The sequence below is a fragment of the Simiduia curdlanivorans genome (assembly GCF_030409605.1).
Taxonomy (GTDB): Bacteria; Pseudomonadota; Gammaproteobacteria; order Pseudomonadales; family Cellvibrionaceae; genus Simiduia; species Simiduia curdlanivorans.
This window is the reverse complement of record NZ_JAUFQG010000006.1, coordinates 413,254-431,005: the sequence shown is the minus strand read 5'-3', so window position 1 is coordinate 431,005 and position 17,752 is coordinate 413,254. Positions and strand designations below refer to the sequence as shown.

The window sequence follows — 17,752 nt, the reverse complement described above, 5'->3', positions numbered from 1 at the left end:
CGGTTAGCGTCTGCGTCTATAGTCGTTGAGTCCAACAAAGGTGCCGCCGTTTCGATAGGTTAATTCGCGCATCAGGGCGGCAAAGCGAATACCGGTAATTTGGTTTGACGAGCGCGCGTCGAACTGGACCGGAAAGCCCACGGCGTGAATACGCACGCGCGGTTCGCCGCCATCGCTGTGGTGGTTGAGCCGGTCGACGATATTCACCACCTGGGTGATAGAATCGCCGGTGAACTCATCGCCAAATACGTAGATGCTAATTTGTTTGTTGGGGTCGTAAAAACTCCGCACGGCTTTTTGAATGCCCTCGACCGGGCTGGAATTACTAAAAGGGTTCCAGGTTCTTAAACGCGAAATAATGGCTTGTCGGCGCGAAGGCGTATCGGGAATCCAGTCGTCGCGGTAACTGGTGTACATGTAGCCGCCCATGTCGTTTAGGATTTGAATGCCTTTAACTTGCGGGTAAATATCCAGCACCGAAATCAGCTCATCCATCATTCGCGGCCAGGCGTAATTGAACATACTGCCGGAGGTGTCGATGATAAAAATAATGTATTCGCTGTCGACGGGAATCCCGCCGATGATGTCATTTTTTCGCTCGAAGCGATTGCCGAGCAAACGCTGCATTTCCGCCGACAGTGTTTGGGTTGCTCTGGCGAGTTTGCCCAGTTCGTTATCTTCACTACTCGCTTGACGGGCGAGGGAGGCATAGCGCGCTTCTAGCTCTCGCTGTTTGCCGCGCAATATGGCGATGCGCTTGGTTTCGGCATCGAGTTGTTCATGTTTGGCGTTCAGATCGCGGTTCAAAATAGCGGTTTCACCGCGAATCTCAAACAGCTGACGCTGTAGGTCTGCCACTTGGCCTTTCTGCGCGCTATCGGTTTGTTCGAGCACCACTGGCGGTACAGTTTTAGTAATCATCAGCAACAAAACAATCGCGCCAAAGCCACAGCAAATAACGTCTAAAAATGAGACGTTAAACTCGTCGGTTTCGCGGCGGTTGCGTTTCATTATGGCCAGTCCTTCGAGGGGCTAATAAAAGAGCCTTGCGTGATCTGTGACAAGTACCAAAAATGCGCCGCTGCCATGGGGTCGCCCTCCATGGGCGCTAAAATCACGTTAATGGGCACGCCCTTGGGCAGCAAATCGACGGCGCTTTTAAACAGTTTTTCTCGCTCGGGGCCGGTAATTGTGTTGCGCTTCGGCTGGCTCATGCCTTGGGTGGGCAGGCCGTCGGTAATAAGAATGATGTTATCAGGGCGGGGGTTTAACCCATTCACGGCGTGAAAGGTTTTTTCCAAACTGGTGCCGCCAGTCGGCGCTACTTTTCGCAAATTTAAAATACCGAGCTCCAATTGCTTTTGATCTGAGACTTTTAGCCACTGGCCGTAGGTGCCCTCCAGTACGGGGTTTACGTCGGTGTTAAAGCGGTATATTTGATATTGGCTTTGCTGTGGTAGTTGGGCGGCTAGCCATTTCACTGTCGCGGTAGCGCGGCGCCACTTGGGCGCCTCGCGCTTTACCTCATCACTCATATTCCGGGTGCGGATAATGTTAATGAGCTTTTCATCGAGCATGCTGGCCGAGCTGTCGATCAGTATTAAAATACGCGAGCCACCCAATTTGAGGCCGGTCAGGTATTGTCTGTCGCCATCGCCGGTATAGCGCAGTGCATCTTGACCGCGTTGCTGATCCTCGGCTTTGAGCTTCTCTATCTCGGTTTGCAATTGTTCTTTTTCTTCTTTTAAACGCTGTATCTCGGCTTCGATGTCTCGGCTAGAAAACTCGTCCAGTTTACCTTGGGTTAGATTGACGTCTTCGAGAATACGGCGCGCTAAGCCTTGTGCTTCTGCGTGTTCTTGGTCTAGCGCCGATAGGGTGTTGCGGAGCGCAACCAGACCCTCTTTGCCGATGCGAATCTCCTCGTCCAGCATGGTCACTTCGGCGTTGGTGTTTTCTGTTTGTAGGTCGGCGCGCGTATCGACATCGTGCTTAATGATGAGGAAAATAAGGGCAACCGCACCAAATCCGCAGGACATGATGTCGAGGAACGAAAGTGAGAAGGTAGAAAAGCCTCGCTTTTTACGCGCCATTGTTTGCACCCACTAAGCCGATGCAGGTGAAATGGTAGTGATGGTTCGGGCTGCCAATCTTGTCGCCTAGCTGTAAAGCCACTGGCCTAGTGAGCACCGCGTTGTTTAAGGTAACACCTGTGGCTGTTGGGCGTATCTCCCAGCCCTGTGCCGTTTTTACCAGCTCAGCCGCACAATTTTCTGGCGATACATTTTGCGTTGTAAGGCTGAGCTTTTCGCCCTGTTGATATAGGTAGGCGGGGGCTGCCAAGGGATGTGCTAGGTGTTGATCGAGTAGATGGCTGACCTGTACCTCTGATCTCGCGTTTCTATCGCTCTTATTGAGTGCCGCGCTTGGTATGTCGTGGGCGCCAGCCATCGGCAAGTGGCTGTGGTGTTGTAGACTGGTTTGTTGTTTAAAAAAATCTTCATGGGCGAGTACAGCGCTTTGTAGGTGCTGGCCGCTAAGGTTGATGCCCGATAAACCTGAGTAGATTTGCGCCGATTGGCTAAGCAGTAACGGCGCGGCACCAATTTGAGCGGCGATGGCCTGCCTAAAACTGTCTGTTAAAGGGAGTAAGTCGATCTTTTGTAGCTCGATTTTCTTGCCATCTATATCCAGTTCCACTGCGTCTGCGCGGGCTAGCGATTGAAAGCTTGCAGCTAGTTGCGCGTAAAGTCGTTGTTCACTACTGGCGCTGTGTAAGGGGTCGTAGCGGGTTTGTTTAATACAGGTTTGGGCAATGACTTTGAGCCAAGCGTTTTGTAGCTCGATAATGCCAGCGTTGGGGAAATCCCACTGTTGCGCTAGCACTAGCTGATGTTGCTGCCGGTGAAAGGCCAACAGGCGGGCTGAGTGGAGCGAGAAGTCGACGAAGTAAAGAAGGGTGTCTGCGCTTTGTTCAAGCGCAATATAACCGCTTGCCTGTAACAAACCGCTATCGCAAAAGCCTAGCGGGGTTTGATTGTGTGCCTGTAATAAGCCGGCCAGCAGCGCGTATTGCTCGGTGCTGTAGTTGTAGCTTGTGGCAACCAATAGCGGCTTTTGTTGAAAGCCTTCTAGCCATTGACCGAGTTGAAAGTAGGCAATGTCTGCGTGGTGGCGAAAGTTGGGGTTAGGTAATTTTCGTTGCGCTTGGTCTAGCTGCAACCAGTGCTTGCTGTAGGCGAGTGTGGGGTTAATGCGTATTTGAGCCTGGGCACTGTCGCCGGTAATGATGTCTCTGGGTTGAAACAGAACATGCGCTGAGGTTTTAAGGGCGCACCGCTCACCCTCGAATAATTCAATGCAATGATCGTTTAAATTCAGTAAACCGTAGCTCATAGGGTTATCTATTTGTCGGCTTTTAATTGTTTAAGTAATTTTTCATCGCAATAATTTTGTGCATTTAACACCAGCCGCTCCTGCAACAGCTGTAGTTGATGGGTGAAAAACATAATGACAATGCTGATTACCAAGGCGACAAAGGTGGAGTTGAAGGCGACCCCTAGGCTGACAGTAACACCGGCAATATCACCTTCAACGGCGCGATGAGCTTGACCCAAGGCTTCGCCGATTCCCCTTACCGTACCGATAAATCCGATTGACGGAATAGCCCAAGCAATATATCTCACCATGGCCAGCTCGCTATCGAGGCGATCGGATTCGGCGTCGCAAACTTCCTTGGCCACGTTCGCCGTATCGCCGATATTGTGGGTGGCGCCGAATCTTTGTAGCGCGGCTAAAAGTACCCGTGGCACCAGTAGGTAGCGTTGGCTGGGTGGCAAGTTTTCGATATTGCGCGACAGGGCGCGGGTGTCTTCTGGCAGCACGCTGGTGCTGCTATCTATGGGTAAAAGTTGTTGGTCTAATAATTTTTGTTCCACGAAGCCATTGCGCGCTTTTAAACCCATAATGGCCATGGCCCACAGCATGAGAATAAAGCAGGCTTCTTGCTCGTAGTCGCGCAGCACTACATACATAGAGCGTTGCGCCACATAGGCCTGACCCGACGCTTGCAGCGCCATTTGCTCTTCCAGCAGCGCATTGGCTGTGGGGCGAATGAGCGATACGTAGACGGCGTGCACGATGATAATGGCGAGCAATAGTGCGAAGAGTTGGAAAATAAATTCTGAGCCGGTGTGGCGTTTCATAATCTGTCCTTAGGTCTCAAAAATTATTAAATATCGACGGGGAAGGATACGGATAAATCATCGGAAATTTCTTCCGTGGGGTTGTAGCTCGCCGGTGTCTTTACCGTTGCTTCGGCGTTTTTACGGGTTTTGTCTTCAACCGCTGTGGGTGCAGGTGCTGTGGTGTCATCGGCGACAGTTTCACCGGCACTAGCCGCCTTGGCTGGTTCAGCATTTTCTTGCGCCGTCGCAGGTAGCTGTAGGGTGAGCACGCAAGTTAATAAAAGGAACCTGTTAAGGATACGCATCATGGTTTTTTCGCCTCTACAAAACGGGCAACTCTAAAGCCCACATCATTGCGTTTCTCGGCGCTGTAATCGCGAAAGGCTAAGCGCAATTCGGTAATGCCGCCATGGGCCCAACTCGAACCGCGAATAACATGGTAATCACCCTTTTCTGGGCCGAGTGAATCTGTTTCTGTCTTTAAGGATAGACCGGTTCCGACGCTGTAGAAATCGTGCACCCATTCCGCCGCGTTGCCGCCCATGTCGTAGAGACCTTTGTCGTTAGCGGCAAACTTGCCCACGGGCGAGGTGACGGGGTAGCCGTCGTTATAGTCTAGTAAAACGATGCCGAGTAGGGCGGCGGCGCTGCGATCGCCATAATTGCCGGCGTTTTTGGGGGGCGGTAATTGATCGCCCCAAGGGTATTTGCGTAGGCCATCTTTGCCCTGCACCCGCGCCAACCATGCCCACTCGGCTTCTGTTAGCAGCCGGTAGCCCGTTGCATCGGCATTAAAGCCAATAATTTTTCCATCCGCCTCTTGGTAAAACGCGGGCAGCTTTTGTTTCGCTGACAGCCAATTACAGTACTTTGCCGCCTGTTCCCAGGTGACGTTGACCACGGGTTGATCATTGCCAAATAAACTATTGCCGTTGACATGGTTGGACGAGTGAAACTTTTCGTATTGGACAAAATCACTGTTGCTGACCAACAGCGGCGATACATAAAAAGCCCGAGTGAGCGACACCGATTTAAGCGACTCATTTGAGCGTCGACCCTGCTCGCGCCGAGAGGAGCCCATGGTAAATTGTGCATTGGGTTTAAAAAGTGTGAGCTGTTGGCCGGTAACCGTTTTTATCCGCGCGGGAATTTTATCCCACTTGGCTTGATCGAGCGTGCGCAATCTGATTTTGAGCTGCTGCGCCAGCTCTGGCTTTGGCGTTACCTCGGCTTCAAAGGGTTCGAAGCCAGCTTTTTCTACTCTGATGACATGGGGTCTCGCAGGTAGTTCGAGTGTTTGATTGGGGCGCCCCATAAGCCTGCCGTCCACGTACAGCTCGGCGTTGTCGATGTCGCTGCTGAGGGCAACTTTTCCTAACGCGGGTACCAGTGAGATTAACAGCGCTTTGCTGTCGCCGGAGGCAATGCTCACATTGGCTTGCTTATCAACATAACCTTCTTTGAAAAGTTTAACGGTATGTTGTTGGTTTGGCCGCAGTGATAAGGCCAGCGGTGTTTGGCCTAAGAAACTTCCATTGACGGTGACGCTGGCACCCTTGGGTTGGCTTTGTAATTGGATCACACCATCGGATTTCTGTAGCTTGATGAGCGGCATGTCGATTACTTCGCCGGCTTGAAACTCGAAGTTGTCTTGCCAGATTTTATAGCCCGCTAAGCGCAAGGACAGCTGCTGCTCGCCCTCTAGTATGGCAAAGTTACCCGGCGTGGTGCCGAGTTCTGTTTCGCCAATGGCAAGTGTGGCGCCCGCCGGCTCGGTATTGATTTGCACGTTGGCCCATGCGGGGTTAAGCGTGATTTCCAGAGTTTGTAGCTTATCTAAGCCTTCAATGGTCAGGCTTTCTGTGTGACTTAAATAGCGCGGATGGCTCAGCTTGAGCGTGTGATGGCCAGGAGAGAGTTGGCCAATCTCGGTATCCGTTGTACCGACGGGTTGGTCGTCGATGAAGACGTCGGCGCTGATATCGGCGTTATTAAGTTTTATCGCGAGCCGGCCGGGCATTTTGTCCATTTCAAAAACAAACTGTTGCTCGGCATCGTCGGTAACGGTAAAAGCAGTTTTTAGTGGTTGGTAGCCCGGGTGTTCTAAGTCGAGTTGGTATTGCCCGTTAAACAGCAGCCAAGCATTAGCTAGCTTAAAATGTAAACCGCCGGAAATGTCGTATTGAGCGTTTGCCGGAATGGTGACGATGCTGACCGAGCGCGAGGTCAATAGAAAAACAACAATTAGCAAGCCAAGCACTAGAGGTGTACCGATGAGCCATTGTTGCCGGCTCGGTTGCCAGCGGCGTTTGTTAACTTGAGTTCTATGGGGGGTAAAGGCAATAGGTTCGATGACCGATTGCGCGGGTGGTGAATTGGGGTTCGAGCTGGGATCGTCCTGCTTGAGATCCTTTTCAGTCATAGTGTTCTCGTTAACATGCGGTAAAGAGTTGAGCTGTTAGCGCGCTGACCGCTAGCCGCCAAGTGCTATTTTTTCCGTACACCTCACGGATACCACCACGGAATTTGCATCCAGTTCGACAACAAATTCCTCGCGCACATCGCGATAGCCTGGGCGTATGCCAACGGCCACGTATTTACCCGGTTTTAACGCTAGGGTGTGTTCGTCGAAAGCGCCGATGCGGCCTACGTGGTAAATAGTTACCTGGGTTAAATTGTCGGACTGTAAAAGTACTTGGCGTGGAATTTCCACTTGTTCTATCAAGCTGCGCAAATTTTCCCGCTGGTTCACAGTGCGCGCGCCGACCTTGCCAAGCGCCTCGAGTTCCGCCAGAGCTGTTTGTGCGTTGGCCAAATTTTCGGGTTTATTGAGCGCCAGTTTATTTGCCAATATCGTTTGCACCCTTTTTTCTAGCGCGGCGCGGGCATCGGTGCGCAGCTTGCCAACCAAGGCGTCAACCACGGTGCTGTCTGTCGCTAACACGTCGATATAAAGGTTATTTGCAAGCTGCCATTGCTCGTCCGCCTCGGCTTTTCTTGCGGCAATTATTTTATTCTGGATACTCGTGTGAATACTTTGGCTTTCGACTTGCTGTAAACCCAAAGCTACGGAGGTATCACCGGGTTTAATCTCACCGGCGCGCATAAAGGCGCTTTTGGCGGCGGTGAAGTCTTGTTGATCTAAGGCTTTGTAGCCCCTAGACATGGCATCGGTAAAATCGCGTTCGCGAATTTTTGCTTTGAGCGTTGAGTGCGCCGTTTGCGCGATGGCCGAGCGGCTATCGAGGTTCAATGCCTGTTGGTAGCTTTCGAGTGCGTCGCGCCAATGGTTGGTTTTCTCTTCCAGCCGACCTTTGCGCAGGAGTGCGAGTATGTCGTCCAGCACCTTGGCACTCTCAATGCCCGCCTGAGCGACTTGGCTATTGGGGTCTATGGCGAGGGCGAGGGTGAAGGCCTGTGTTGCGGTGTTGGCATCTTTTTCGTTTAGCGCCGCTTGGCCAAGTTGTAGCTGCTGTTCCAGAGCGATATCGGCGTCTTGCTTCAATTTCTGCAGTTGCGCGAGCGTGCTTTTATAGTTTTCTTGCGCCAGTGAAAATTCTCGCTGGCGATAGAGTTCATCGCCTTTCGCGGCTGTTTCCAGCGCGGTCTGATAAGCTTGCGCGCCCCATTGGTCGATCTGTTGACCCTCGAGCTGATCTTGCAGTTGCAGCACTTGGCCTAAAATTTCCTGGGCTTGTTTTCGCTCCCGTGCCAATTGGGCGTCGGCAAAGGGCGAGTCGGGGGTTTTTGTGCTGGCGCTGGGGGCGTCTTTGGTCAGCGTTTTGCTGTCAATCTGTACCGGCTCCACCAAGTTGGGTAGGGCAAATACCACGAAGAGCATCACCCCCACCAATAACCCAATAGCGATGGTTTGATTGCGTGAATGTTGCCACCAAGGTGAGCTTGTTTGGTCGTTCATGCCACAACTTACTTGAGTTCGGCCACAGCGCAAGCGCTGAGGGCATTGGTCTTGATAAACCCGCATTATAAAAACTGCGGGTAGCCATGGTTTTTATTATAAGCCGGTTTCGGCCTTATAGATCTCTTTTAATAGCTCTCGCCATTGGTCGTATTGTCCTTCGACCGTTCCGGAGAGGGTAATGGTGCGGTCCTCGAGTTCGATTATCTGGGGTTCTATTGCCGCTTCCAGCGAGTCGCCTAATTCGATCAGCGTTTCACTGTGCATTTTTGCCTCTTCGCGCTTGTCGAAGCCGCTCTTAACCATGTAGCCACCGGCGGCTATGGCCACTTGGCCGGCCGCGCGCCCGGCCCCGCTGTTATTTCCCGCGGCGGCAATGCCGCCGACGATAGCGGCAATACCAGCAATGGTGCGCATGGTCGCCTGGCTCTCAAGTTCTTTTTGGGTTATCACCGCGTCGTAACTTTCGGCGCGCCAGGTTTGGTAGGGCCCCTCCATATCGCGCACGAAAGTACCGTAATAATCCTGTAGGGTGTCGACAAAAAGGTAATCTCGCTCGCGTATGCGGCGCACGCGGTTGAGCATAGGGTCATCGTCCGAGGGCAGGCGCAGCACGCTGTAGCGGCCATCTTTTGATTGGCTTAAGTGCTCGCTAAAGGCGCTGGGGGAGAAGTCGCGGGCGAAGCGCAGCTCGGCGATAGTGCGCAGGTTGCGAATCTCGGTGTCCGACAGTTTGTTTTTATGCGCCAAGATGTCGTTGGCAATTTGGTTGTAAATGCCTTGAAAGGGGTCGGCGCCTTTGATCAGCCTTTCGTTGTAGGCATAGTGGCTGGCATTCTCGATATAAATGCGTTCAAACCAGGGTTCGCCAGAGATATCCGAGACGCTGATTTCGAGCTCTAAGACCTCGCCATCGGATTGAACAATCTTCCCACGCACGGAAATATCGCTGTTGGTATTGGCCGGTGGCACGACTCTGACCGCGCCCCAGGCAGCGGAGGTCTGCAGGGTTTCCACCAATCGTACTGGCATATAGCGAGACTCTGCCTTGCGCACCTCGGGAAAAATTAGCGAGTCGGCGTCGGCCGCATCATCGATGCCGGGGTCAAACAATTGCACCCCCACATCGAGCAGTAGGTGTTCGGGAATTTCATCGCTGACCCGCTCGACAGGAACGTGATTGGTGGTTTTGACCGTGTGGCTGTTACAGCCTAAAAGCAGTCCGCAACTAAGCCCAAGCAGGCCTAGGTATCTCAGGGCATTGGTCATCTTTATGAAGCATCCTTGGCAGCTTGATTTTTGTATTTGCGGTATTCGTCCCAGAGCTTTTCTCTCAGCTTAGGATCTTTTTCGCGCATCGCCGCCTCTCGAATTTGCCGAGCGACCACGTCATCGTCGTCACCCGAGGGGATATCTGCGGGGGTAGCGACGGCAGCGGTGGTATTGCCGCTATAGTCGCCTTGACGCTCTGTGCCAGCGCCCACGGGTTCATTGCCGCTGCCATTGCCTTGACCGGGGATGCCTTGCTGTTGGCCGGAACCGCCACTTCCACTGCCACCTTGGCCGTAGCCGCCGGCTTGGCCTTGTTCGCCGCTGTCGGATAAATCGCCTTCATCGAAAATAGGGCCGGTAACTTGCGCCACCTTATCTTGGCTGCCCTGTTCGTTGCGCCGGTTGGCAACATAGTCGCGCTCGCGCAAAATCATGCCATCGTAGCTGGCCATGGTTGTTTCAAGCTGGCCCTCTAGCTCGCCAACGCTGGGCCTGCTGTTTGTGCCCGAGGCGCTGGTGCCCGTTGCTGCCGCTGTTGATTGAGCGCCGCCATTGGCTGCGGAGCCCGCTTGTTGGTCAGCTGACTTGTCACCTTGACCCTGCGCCTGTTGAGTACCTTGCTGCCCTTGGTTTTGGCCGCCACCTTGTTGGCTTTGCTGTCCGTCTTGTTGCCCTTGGCTTTGCTGCCCACCTTGTTGGCCCTGGGCTTGAGCATTGGCCTGAGCGCCACCGGTGGACTGAGACGCGCTACTCGATGACGCCGAGGCAGCGGCCTGTTCTTCTGAGAAATCTATATCCTTGCTCTCACCCTGCTCGGCGCCAGCACCTTGTTGTTGCGACTGCGCTTGGGATTGCTGAGCGTCTGCTTGTGCCTGAGATTCGCCCTTACTGCCGTCGCCGCTTTGTTGGCCGGTTTGGTTTTGCGGCTGGCTAAAAACCTCAGACCCCGATTGCCCTTTGCCCTGTTGGCTAGAGGAGCTAGAGGCGCTGCGAGTGGATGGGCTGGTAGTCGATTCCGAGTCACTCTTGCCCTTGGCGCTAGCTTGGCTTGGGGATGAGCTGCTGCTCGAGGGAGCGCTACTGGGTGATGATTGACTGGACGAGCTGGACGATTGCGAGCTTGAGCTAGAACTCGGCTGACCGCTGGAGCTGCTGGGCGACGGCGGTGGTGGCTCCTGCTCGCTTTGCTGGCTTTCTTGCTTGCAGCCCGCCAGCGCCAACAGGCTAGAAAAGCCTATGGCCAAAAGTGTCGCGCTTGAATGCTTCCCGAGGCTCATGGTTTTTCATCCGAAAAAAGGTAGCGATGGGTTATGCCCTGGGTGTCTACTGCTTCACCGTTATCAAACCGAGGGCGAAATTTTGCCTGTTTTAGGGTTCTCCGAACCCGTGATTGCATGCGGCTATTATCTTCCGGGAAGGCGTCGATAATATCAATATGGGTGGCGCGCCCATAGGCGCTGACTTCAAATTTTGCCAAGACAAAATGCTCGGTGTTGATCGAGGTTTTTTTGCCCATATCAATTAAGGGAAGATCTGGGAGTGGCACGGGTTGATGAAATAGCGCCTCGAGTAGCGCCTTGTGCTCATCGTTTGCGGCCAGCTTTCGATAGGTGTCTTGATAGATTTCCATCGCAGAGTGCCATTTGCCAAACAATAAATACCAATCACCTAGCGCCACTTGGGCTTGAAATTCGGAAGCCGGTGGGGCGTCGGGGTTATTGCTGTACACGGTCACCATGCGGTTGATGGCTGAACGCCCGCTGTTATAGCTATTCATAATGTACTGTTGCAATCGCGCCCGCTCGTCTTCCTTAGCTGGCATTGAACCATTGGCAACAGAGAGCTTGTTTTGATTTTCGACCTGATAAGTGGCGAGAAAATAATTCGATGCGGTGAGCCCTTTGAGTGGGTCAATCATGCGTAAATCATTTTTACCGTAGGTGTTAGACACAATATCGGCGGCAATTTGATAAAGATTGTGGGCGTTGATGAGATGGTAAAACAAACCGCCGCTGATATTTAACGCATAGGCATTAAGGTGCCAGTTGCTCAATTTGTTGATGATGGGCAGTAGCCTTGGATCATCGTTGCCGTAATTGCGGCGGTGTAACCAATACAAGTACTGATAGCGCTCGTTGGCACTTTCCCATTCGCCTAGGGCTATCTGACTTTCAATGAGGTTTTCTAAAATTGGCACTTGGCCCATATCGTACAGGCCCAAGTTTATCCGCTGCACATGCATGGCGCGGGTAAACACATTGATGGCTTCTTCGTGTTCACCCAAGCTCTGATATTGCTCGCCCAAGCTATATAAATGTTGTGATAACTGTAAATCGTAGGCGCCATAATCGGATTCAATATCTTCAATGGCATTGAGGTAGTTGCGCGCCGACGGTTTAGGTTCTGGGCTCGTTCGTTGAATGGGTGTGAGGTTATCTTCACCGGAATTGTCAGGCGATATTAAGTAGTCGCTTGCCGGTTCTTGTGCCGTTGTTGCGACGCAAAAACTCAAGCTGAACACACAGAGGCAAATACATTGGAAAGACTTAATCACAGTTGCGCCGCCCATGTCAGTAAGTTGAACTTCGAACATTCACCCGGTGGTGTGCTATGAAGGGCTTTGGTGCGACTTCATAAAACACCTAGCGGCAGTTTGCCCAAAGGGATTTCAGCACATTCGGCTGAGATCAACGGTCCAACGTTGTCTGTTGACCATCACTTTCAAACGTTCAGACTAGCGCGGAGCGGGCTTAGGCCGCAAGAGACGTCGTGTTGCGACTATCGCAAAATTGAACAATTTTGAAAACTATCGCACGTCTAGCTTCAGTATAGTCAAAAAGTAGGCTTCACCCGGCTAGCCAAGGCGAATTTTCGTGATAGGGTCAACGCTCCCAGCAAGCCGTTCTGCGCCAGCCCAGTATTTGCGCGGCTTCCCATTTGATTGTTTTTTGCTCAAGGCTTGGTGATATAGGGCGCGTTCATAAGCGAGGCGCGCGCTATTCTAAAAAAATCGAAACAAGTGATTAGATGCTTACTTTTCATTTTCGGGGTTTTGGTTGATTTCCGCGGCCACGGCATGGGCTTGGGCAATGTCTTCGATGCCAATCAAGCCCGTACCGATATTGGCGCCGGCTAGCATGCTGAATTCGTGTAAATCCTCGCGCGCCGAATAGGGGAAGCGCGATATGCGGTACAGGCCATATAGGCTTATACAGGCCAGCGTTGTCGAACAGCCCCAGAAAAAGCCTTTCGGGCCGGCTAGATCCAAAATTGGCGCAATAATAAGCGGGCCCAACGAGGCGCCAATACCGCCAACTAACAGTATCGTGCTGCTTGCGGCGACGATTTTTTCCGGTTTCATAAAATCGTTTACCAGCGCTGAAAAAACGGCGTAAAGCGGAAGCGCGAAGCCACCAAATAAGCCCACTAAGCAGAGCAGCCAAACGAAAGCGGAATCGCTAAGCAAACCGGCTAGAATACCGAGCGTAGCCGCGATGCCGGTGAGGCTGGTAGCGACTAAGCGGCGATCGAAACGATCGGCCAGCAAACCCAATGGCCACTGGAATAACAAAGCGCCGGCCACTATGGCGGCCATTAGCCAAGCCACTTGCTGAGTCGTAAAGCCCACCATGTTGGCGTAGACAGGCGCCATACCGAATATCATCGCGCTGCACATTTGAATCAGAAAAATGCCGGATAAACCGAACGGCGCCCACTGGAACAGTTGCAAGGGGTTAATACTCGGCGCTGGCGTTACCACCGGCGTGGGTGTGGCGGTTACGAGAATGGGAATGGCGGCGGCACTCATTAGAATTGAGATTAAGCTAAATAACTCAAAACTGAGTGGGTCGGCTAGGTTCAATAAAAACTGGCCGCCTAAAATGCCACCTAAAAGTGTGATCATATAAAGGGACAATATTTTGCCGCGGTTGCTGTCATCGGCGGCTTGGTTGAGCCAAGACTCTGCCACTAAATAAATGCCGCACATGGCGAAGCCGGTGAGAAAACGCGTGGCAACCCATGCCCAAGGGTTGACATAGAGCGAATGCATGAGCACGCACAATGACGACAAGGCGGTGAGTGCGGCAAAGGTGCGCACGTGGCCGACACGCTTAATGACCTTTTGGCCCCGGCTAGCGCCGAGTAAAAAACCCATGTAATAAGCGGACATAATTAAACCGGTTATGGTGTTGGGGAAGCCTTCTAGGGCTGCGCGCAAACTAATTAAGGTGCCCTGAGCGCCCACGCATAGCCCAATTAGCATCACGCCAAAAAATAGGGGCCAAATACTGGTGAGTTTTTTCCGCACAACTTTCTCCACTTGGATGATTCACAATCTGGCAGTCTAGCCGCTCGGCAAGATTTATCCCACCTTCAGCGCCGAGATAGCGATAGAAATAAGATAAAATCGTGCCCTGCCTATAAATAATCTGTATTTTTTGGCTTTTTGACGGCTCGCGATAGCCACTGCATATTAGCCTTGGCGATATTTGGAATGCGCAAGCTTTTATCCATGCGTTAAAGGAGAGTGATGATGGTTGAGGCAAATACGATTTTGCAATTTTGGTTCGAGGAGATTACGCCGAAAGATTGGTGGCGCAAATCAGCCGATTTTGATGCCGACATTCGCCAGCGTTTTGAACCTGTGTTGTTAGCCGCACGCCGTGGCGAGTTGAATCATTGGTGTGAGTCGGCCGCGGGTTGCCTCGCGTTGATTATTGTTTTAGATCAATTCAGCCGCAATATTTATCGCGACCAAACCGAGGCCTTTGCCGCTGACGGGCAAGCTTTAGCCGTAGCGCAATCTGCTGTGGCGAGAGGTTTTGATCAACGCTTGGTGAATGCCCAGCGACATTTTTTATATATGCCCTATATGCACAGCGAAGATGCCAGCATCCATGTTGAAGCGGTAAAATTATTTGCCAGCTTGGATGGCGATAATCCGGAAGATTTTGAATTGCGGCACAAGGCTATTATTGATCGATTTGGCCGCTACCCCCACCGTAATAAAATTCTCGGCCGCCCATCGACGGCCGAGGAACTTGCGTTTTTACAGGAGCCGGGTAGTGCCTTTTAAGCTTTGCTGTTGGCGTAATCTTGGGCGGCACGGGCAAAGGCTTGCCACATGGCTAGGTACATGGGGTTATTTCTTGGTTTCCACTCGGGGTGCCACTGCACGCCCAAGGTAAAACCGGGGGCATCCTTAATGCTAAAGGCTTCGACAATGCCGTCTGGGCTGGTGCCCTCTACTTGAATATCAGTGCCCAAGGTTTTTATGCCTTGGCCGTGAATGGAGTTCACCCGCTGCACCAAGCCGTCACACAGCTTCGCGAGCACGCCATCGGGGTTGAGGTTAAGATCGTGCACATCGGCATAGAGGCTATCGACAGGGCTATCGAAATCCACCTGGGTTGAATGCAGCTCGAATTGACCTTCTTTATACAGCTGTTGGTACAAACTGCCACCGTAGGCGACATTCATTTCTTGGAAGCCGCGGCAGATACCAAACAGCGGCATGCCCTTGGCAACAATTTGCTTAATTAATGGCAATACCGTGGCATCGCGATTGGGGTCGTGCGGGCAGCCTTCATAACTTGCGCCACCCTGATAGTGACTTGGTTCGATATTCGACACGCCACCGGTAAGCAGTACCCCGTCTACACGGTTTAAGAGGGTTTCCACATCTAGCTTATCGGCCAGCGGCGGCAAGATCAGCGGCAGGGCACCCATGATCTCCACCACGGGCGCCACATACTTGGCCATGACTTGGTAATAGCGGGTGGTATCTTGATCTTTGTGCTTGTCGAGCGTTTCGGCGGTTATTGCAATGACAGGGCGACCCATAAAAACCTCGTAATAGGGGGCTAATGGCGCCAGTGTAAACCGAAACGCGAGGTGCGCGCATAACCCAAGCAGGTAAGTGGCGATGAATGCTTGTGGCTCGTGTAGAATACCGGCCTTTGCGCTATTAAGTCGCGCAATGGCTTAAAAGATGAACAACTATTGTTTGTGTTGCTGGTTTTAGGGGGTAGCGTGACCGCAGTTAGGGAAATAATTTTAAAGTTCAGTTGTGAGGATCAGCCCGGCATCGTTGCCAATGTGGCCGCTTTGTTTGCCGCTCAGGGGTTCAATATTCGCGAATCCCAGCAGTTTGAGGATGTGCAAACGCAACGCTTTTTTATGCGCACGGTACTGGATGCGACCGATCAGCAGCTCACCCTTGAGCAAATACACGGTGCCTTTTACCCAGTGGCCAAGCGCTATGGTATGGACTGGGAGCTAGTCGATGCCGATGTGCGGCCCAAAGTGCTGGTGGCCGTTAGCCAGTGGGGCCATTGCCTGCACAATTTGTTAAACGCCTGGAAACAGGGCAGTTTACCGGTGGATATTGTGGGCGTTGTATCGAATCACGAAGTACAGCGAGATTTGGTGGACTGGTATCAATTGCCGTTTCATTTTTTACCTGTGACCAAAGCCAACAAAGCTGAACAAGAAGCGCAGATACTGGCGTTAATGGAGCAAGCCTCTGCTGATTGTTTGGTGCTAGCGCGCTATATGCAGATACTCTCGAACGACCTGTGTGACAAGCTGGCCGGGCGCGCCATCAACATACACCATTCTTTTTTACCCGGTTTTAAAGGCGCCAAGCCTTACCACCAGGCGTTTGAACGCGGCGTGAAGTTGATTGGCGCCTCGGCCCATTACGTCACTGCAGACCTGGACGAAGGCCCTATCATTGAGCAAGCGGTAGAGCGGGTTACCCATGTGAATACGCCGGAAGAGTTAACGGAAATTGGCCGCGATATAGAATCCGTAGTGCTCAATCGCGCCCTGCGCTGGCATGCGGAGCACCGGGTTTTATTAAACGGCAACAAAACTGTGGTTTTTTCTCGCTAATCTTGCACGCGCCCTTGCGGGCGCAGAATCCACGCAAAGCCAGCGTGTTTACCGCAGGCTGGCTTGCCCGCTTAAGCGATAAAAATAATCTCTGCTCCTAACAGCCGCTAAGCTGGTTACTCTTTAATTTGTAGCCGCGCGGTGTTTTATGTCTAGCCCAACCTCATTATCAATCAGTGCCTTAGCTAAGCGTCTCGACGGTGAAGCCAGCGAGGTGTGGGCCGTACACGACCGCGCCTTAGACATGAAAGCGGCTGGCGAAGATGTGATTTTACTGTGCGTGGGCGACCCAGATTTTCCCACGCCTGAGCCGATTTTTTATCAGGCCTTGGCGGCCATGAAGCGCGATCGCACCCATTATTCACCGGCTCAAGGCGAGCTGGGTCTGCGCCAAGCGGTGGCTGAGTTGGAGAGTAAAACCTCACCCCACCCCTGTAGCGCAGACGACGTCGTTATCTTCCCTGGCGGAACCAATGCGCTGTATAGCGTGTTTAGTTGTATCTGTGACCTTGGTGACGAGGTCATCGTACCCGATCCAATGTATGTGGGTTATTGCGGCGTACTGGATGCGGTGGGTGTTAACGCCGTGCCTGTACCGTTACTGGTGCAGGAAAACTTCGCCGTTGATATTGCCGCGATCAAGGCGGCGGTAACCGATAAAACCAAGGCCGTTATTGTGAATACACCGGGCAATCCTTGCGGCAATATGATGTCTAAAGAGGAGTTGGCGGAGCTGGCGGCCTTTACCCGCGAAAAAGGTATTTGGCTGATTTCCGATGAAGTCTACTCGATGATTACCTTTAAGCAGCGGCACGTGAGTTTACGCGCTGCCGCCGCCGAGCTGGATAATGTCATTATGGTGGATGGGCTGTCTAAATCTCACGCCATGAGCGGCTGGCGTATCGGCTGGGTGGTTGCGCCTTCGACCCTGGTGCCGCACCTCACTAATTTAGCCGGTGCCAGCGTGTTTGGTTGCCCGCAGTTTATTCAGGATGCCGCGGCATTTGCCCTGCGTCACGATGATTTTTACGTCGCGCAAATGCGGGAAGAGTACAAGAAGCGCCGCGATTATCTGGTCGAGCGCATCAATCAAATGCCTGGCGTCAGCTGTGTCAGCCCCGATGCCGGCATGTTTGTCATGATGTACACCGGCGAGGTAAGCGAGGGTGGCCAGGCTTTTGCTGAACGTCTGCTCGATGAAGCTGGCGTGTCTGTGGTGCCCGGGGCAGGTTTTGGCGATGTAACCGCCAATTATGTGCGCATCACCTTGGCTCAACCGATTAGTGTGTTGACCAAGGCCATGGATAGAATGGCGCTAATGCTGGGTGCGCCCAAGGCGCAAATTGCTCGCTAAGCCCCAATCACCGCCAGCCGAGCTGGCACTTCTCTGCATCAATGTTTACCATGTGACCATCTAAAATCCTCCGCGCTGGCCAAAAGCTGGCGCGGTAAAATAATAACTGGAAAAGTGATCCTT

The 17,752-nt window shown here is 52.5% G+C and carries 15 protein-coding genes; 3 read left to right on the top strand and 12 right to left on the bottom strand.

Annotation, left to right across the window (positions count from 1 at the left end):
- Positions 1–3: 3 nt before the first annotated feature.
- The 11 genes from QWY82_RS15785 to QWY82_RS15735 form a co-directional block, all read right to left on the bottom strand.
- On the bottom strand, positions 4–1,011 hold the full coding sequence (locus QWY82_RS15785; protein ID WP_290264298.1) for a vWA domain-containing protein: 1,008 nt from the start codon (positions 1,009–1,011) through the stop codon (positions 4–6).
- Entirely contained in the window at positions 1,011–2,093 is a 1,083-nt protein-coding gene (locus QWY82_RS15780; RefSeq protein WP_290264296.1) for a vWA domain-containing protein, read from the bottom strand. The genes QWY82_RS15785 and QWY82_RS15780 overlap by 1 nt, the downstream gene beginning before the upstream one ends.
- Positions 2,083–3,396, bottom strand: a complete 1,314-nt coding sequence (locus tag QWY82_RS15775) for a hypothetical protein (protein WP_290264294.1) — start codon at positions 3,394–3,396, stop codon at positions 2,083–2,085. The genes QWY82_RS15780 and QWY82_RS15775 overlap by 11 nt, the downstream gene beginning before the upstream one ends.
- A gap of 8 nt (positions 3,397–3,404) precedes the next feature.
- Positions 3,405–4,205 (bottom strand): MotA/TolQ/ExbB proton channel family protein, encoded by an 801-nt coding sequence (locus QWY82_RS15770; protein WP_290264292.1) that lies wholly within the window; start codon positions 4,203–4,205, stop codon positions 3,405–3,407.
- Between the two features lie 26 nt (positions 4,206–4,231).
- A complete protein-coding gene (locus tag QWY82_RS15765) occupies positions 4,232–4,495 on the bottom strand; it encodes a hypothetical protein (protein ID WP_290264289.1) in 264 nt (87 codons plus the stop codon).
- Positions 4,492–6,609 carry a PEGA domain-containing protein gene (locus QWY82_RS15760; RefSeq protein WP_290264286.1) on the bottom strand — a complete coding sequence of 706 codons (2,118 nt, stop codon included), beginning with the start codon at positions 6,607–6,609 and terminating at the stop codon, positions 4,492–4,494. Before QWY82_RS15760 ends, QWY82_RS15765 begins: the two co-directional genes overlap by 4 nt.
- Positions 6,610–6,660: 51 nt before the next feature.
- Positions 6,661–8,106 (bottom strand): tetratricopeptide repeat protein, encoded by a 1,446-nt coding sequence (locus QWY82_RS15755; RefSeq protein ID WP_290264285.1) that lies wholly within the window; start codon positions 8,104–8,106, stop codon positions 6,661–6,663.
- 96 nt (positions 8,107–8,202) lie between these two features.
- Positions 8,203–9,375, bottom strand: a complete 1,173-nt coding sequence (locus tag QWY82_RS15750; RefSeq protein WP_290264283.1) for a hypothetical protein — start codon at positions 9,373–9,375, stop codon at positions 8,203–8,205.
- 2 nt (positions 9,376–9,377) lie between these two features.
- On the bottom strand, positions 9,378–10,655 hold the full coding sequence (locus QWY82_RS15745) for a hypothetical protein (protein ID WP_290264280.1): 1,278 nt from the start codon (positions 10,653–10,655) through the stop codon (positions 9,378–9,380).
- Positions 10,652–11,971, bottom strand: coding sequence for a tetratricopeptide repeat protein (locus tag QWY82_RS15740; RefSeq protein ID WP_290264278.1), 1,320 nt, complete (start codon positions 11,969–11,971; stop codon positions 10,652–10,654). The genes QWY82_RS15745 and QWY82_RS15740 overlap by 4 nt, the downstream gene beginning before the upstream one ends.
- 438 nt (positions 11,972–12,409) lie before the next feature.
- Entirely contained in the window at positions 12,410–13,687 is a 1,278-nt protein-coding gene (locus tag QWY82_RS15735) for an MFS transporter (protein ID WP_290264275.1), read from the bottom strand.
- 225 nt (positions 13,688–13,912) lie between these two features.
- On the opposite strand from QWY82_RS15735, the gene QWY82_RS15730 reads away from it, so the two are divergent.
- The gene (locus QWY82_RS15730) at positions 13,913–14,455 is read left to right on the top strand and encodes a DUF924 family protein (protein ID WP_290264273.1); all 543 of its coding nucleotides are present in this window, start codon (positions 13,913–13,915) and stop codon (positions 14,453–14,455) included.
- Here QWY82_RS15730 and QWY82_RS15725 read toward each other — a convergent pair.
- Complete coding sequence (locus tag QWY82_RS15725) at positions 14,452–15,222, bottom strand: gamma-glutamyl-gamma-aminobutyrate hydrolase family protein (RefSeq protein ID WP_290264271.1); 771 nt, start codon at positions 15,220–15,222, stop codon at positions 14,452–14,454. The genes QWY82_RS15730 and QWY82_RS15725 overlap by 4 nt on opposite strands.
- 189 nt (positions 15,223–15,411) lie before the next feature.
- Between QWY82_RS15725 and purU the strand changes: the two genes are divergently transcribed.
- Both purU and QWY82_RS15715 read left to right on the top strand, forming a co-directional pair.
- Positions 15,412–16,275, top strand: coding sequence for a formyltetrahydrofolate deformylase (gene purU, locus QWY82_RS15720; RefSeq protein ID WP_290264270.1), 864 nt, complete (start codon positions 15,412–15,414; stop codon positions 16,273–16,275).
- 148 nt (positions 16,276–16,423) lie between these two features.
- Complete coding sequence (locus QWY82_RS15715) at positions 16,424–17,629, top strand: pyridoxal phosphate-dependent aminotransferase (protein WP_290264267.1); 1,206 nt, start codon at positions 16,424–16,426, stop codon at positions 17,627–17,629.
- Positions 17,630–17,752: the final 123 nt, after the last annotated feature.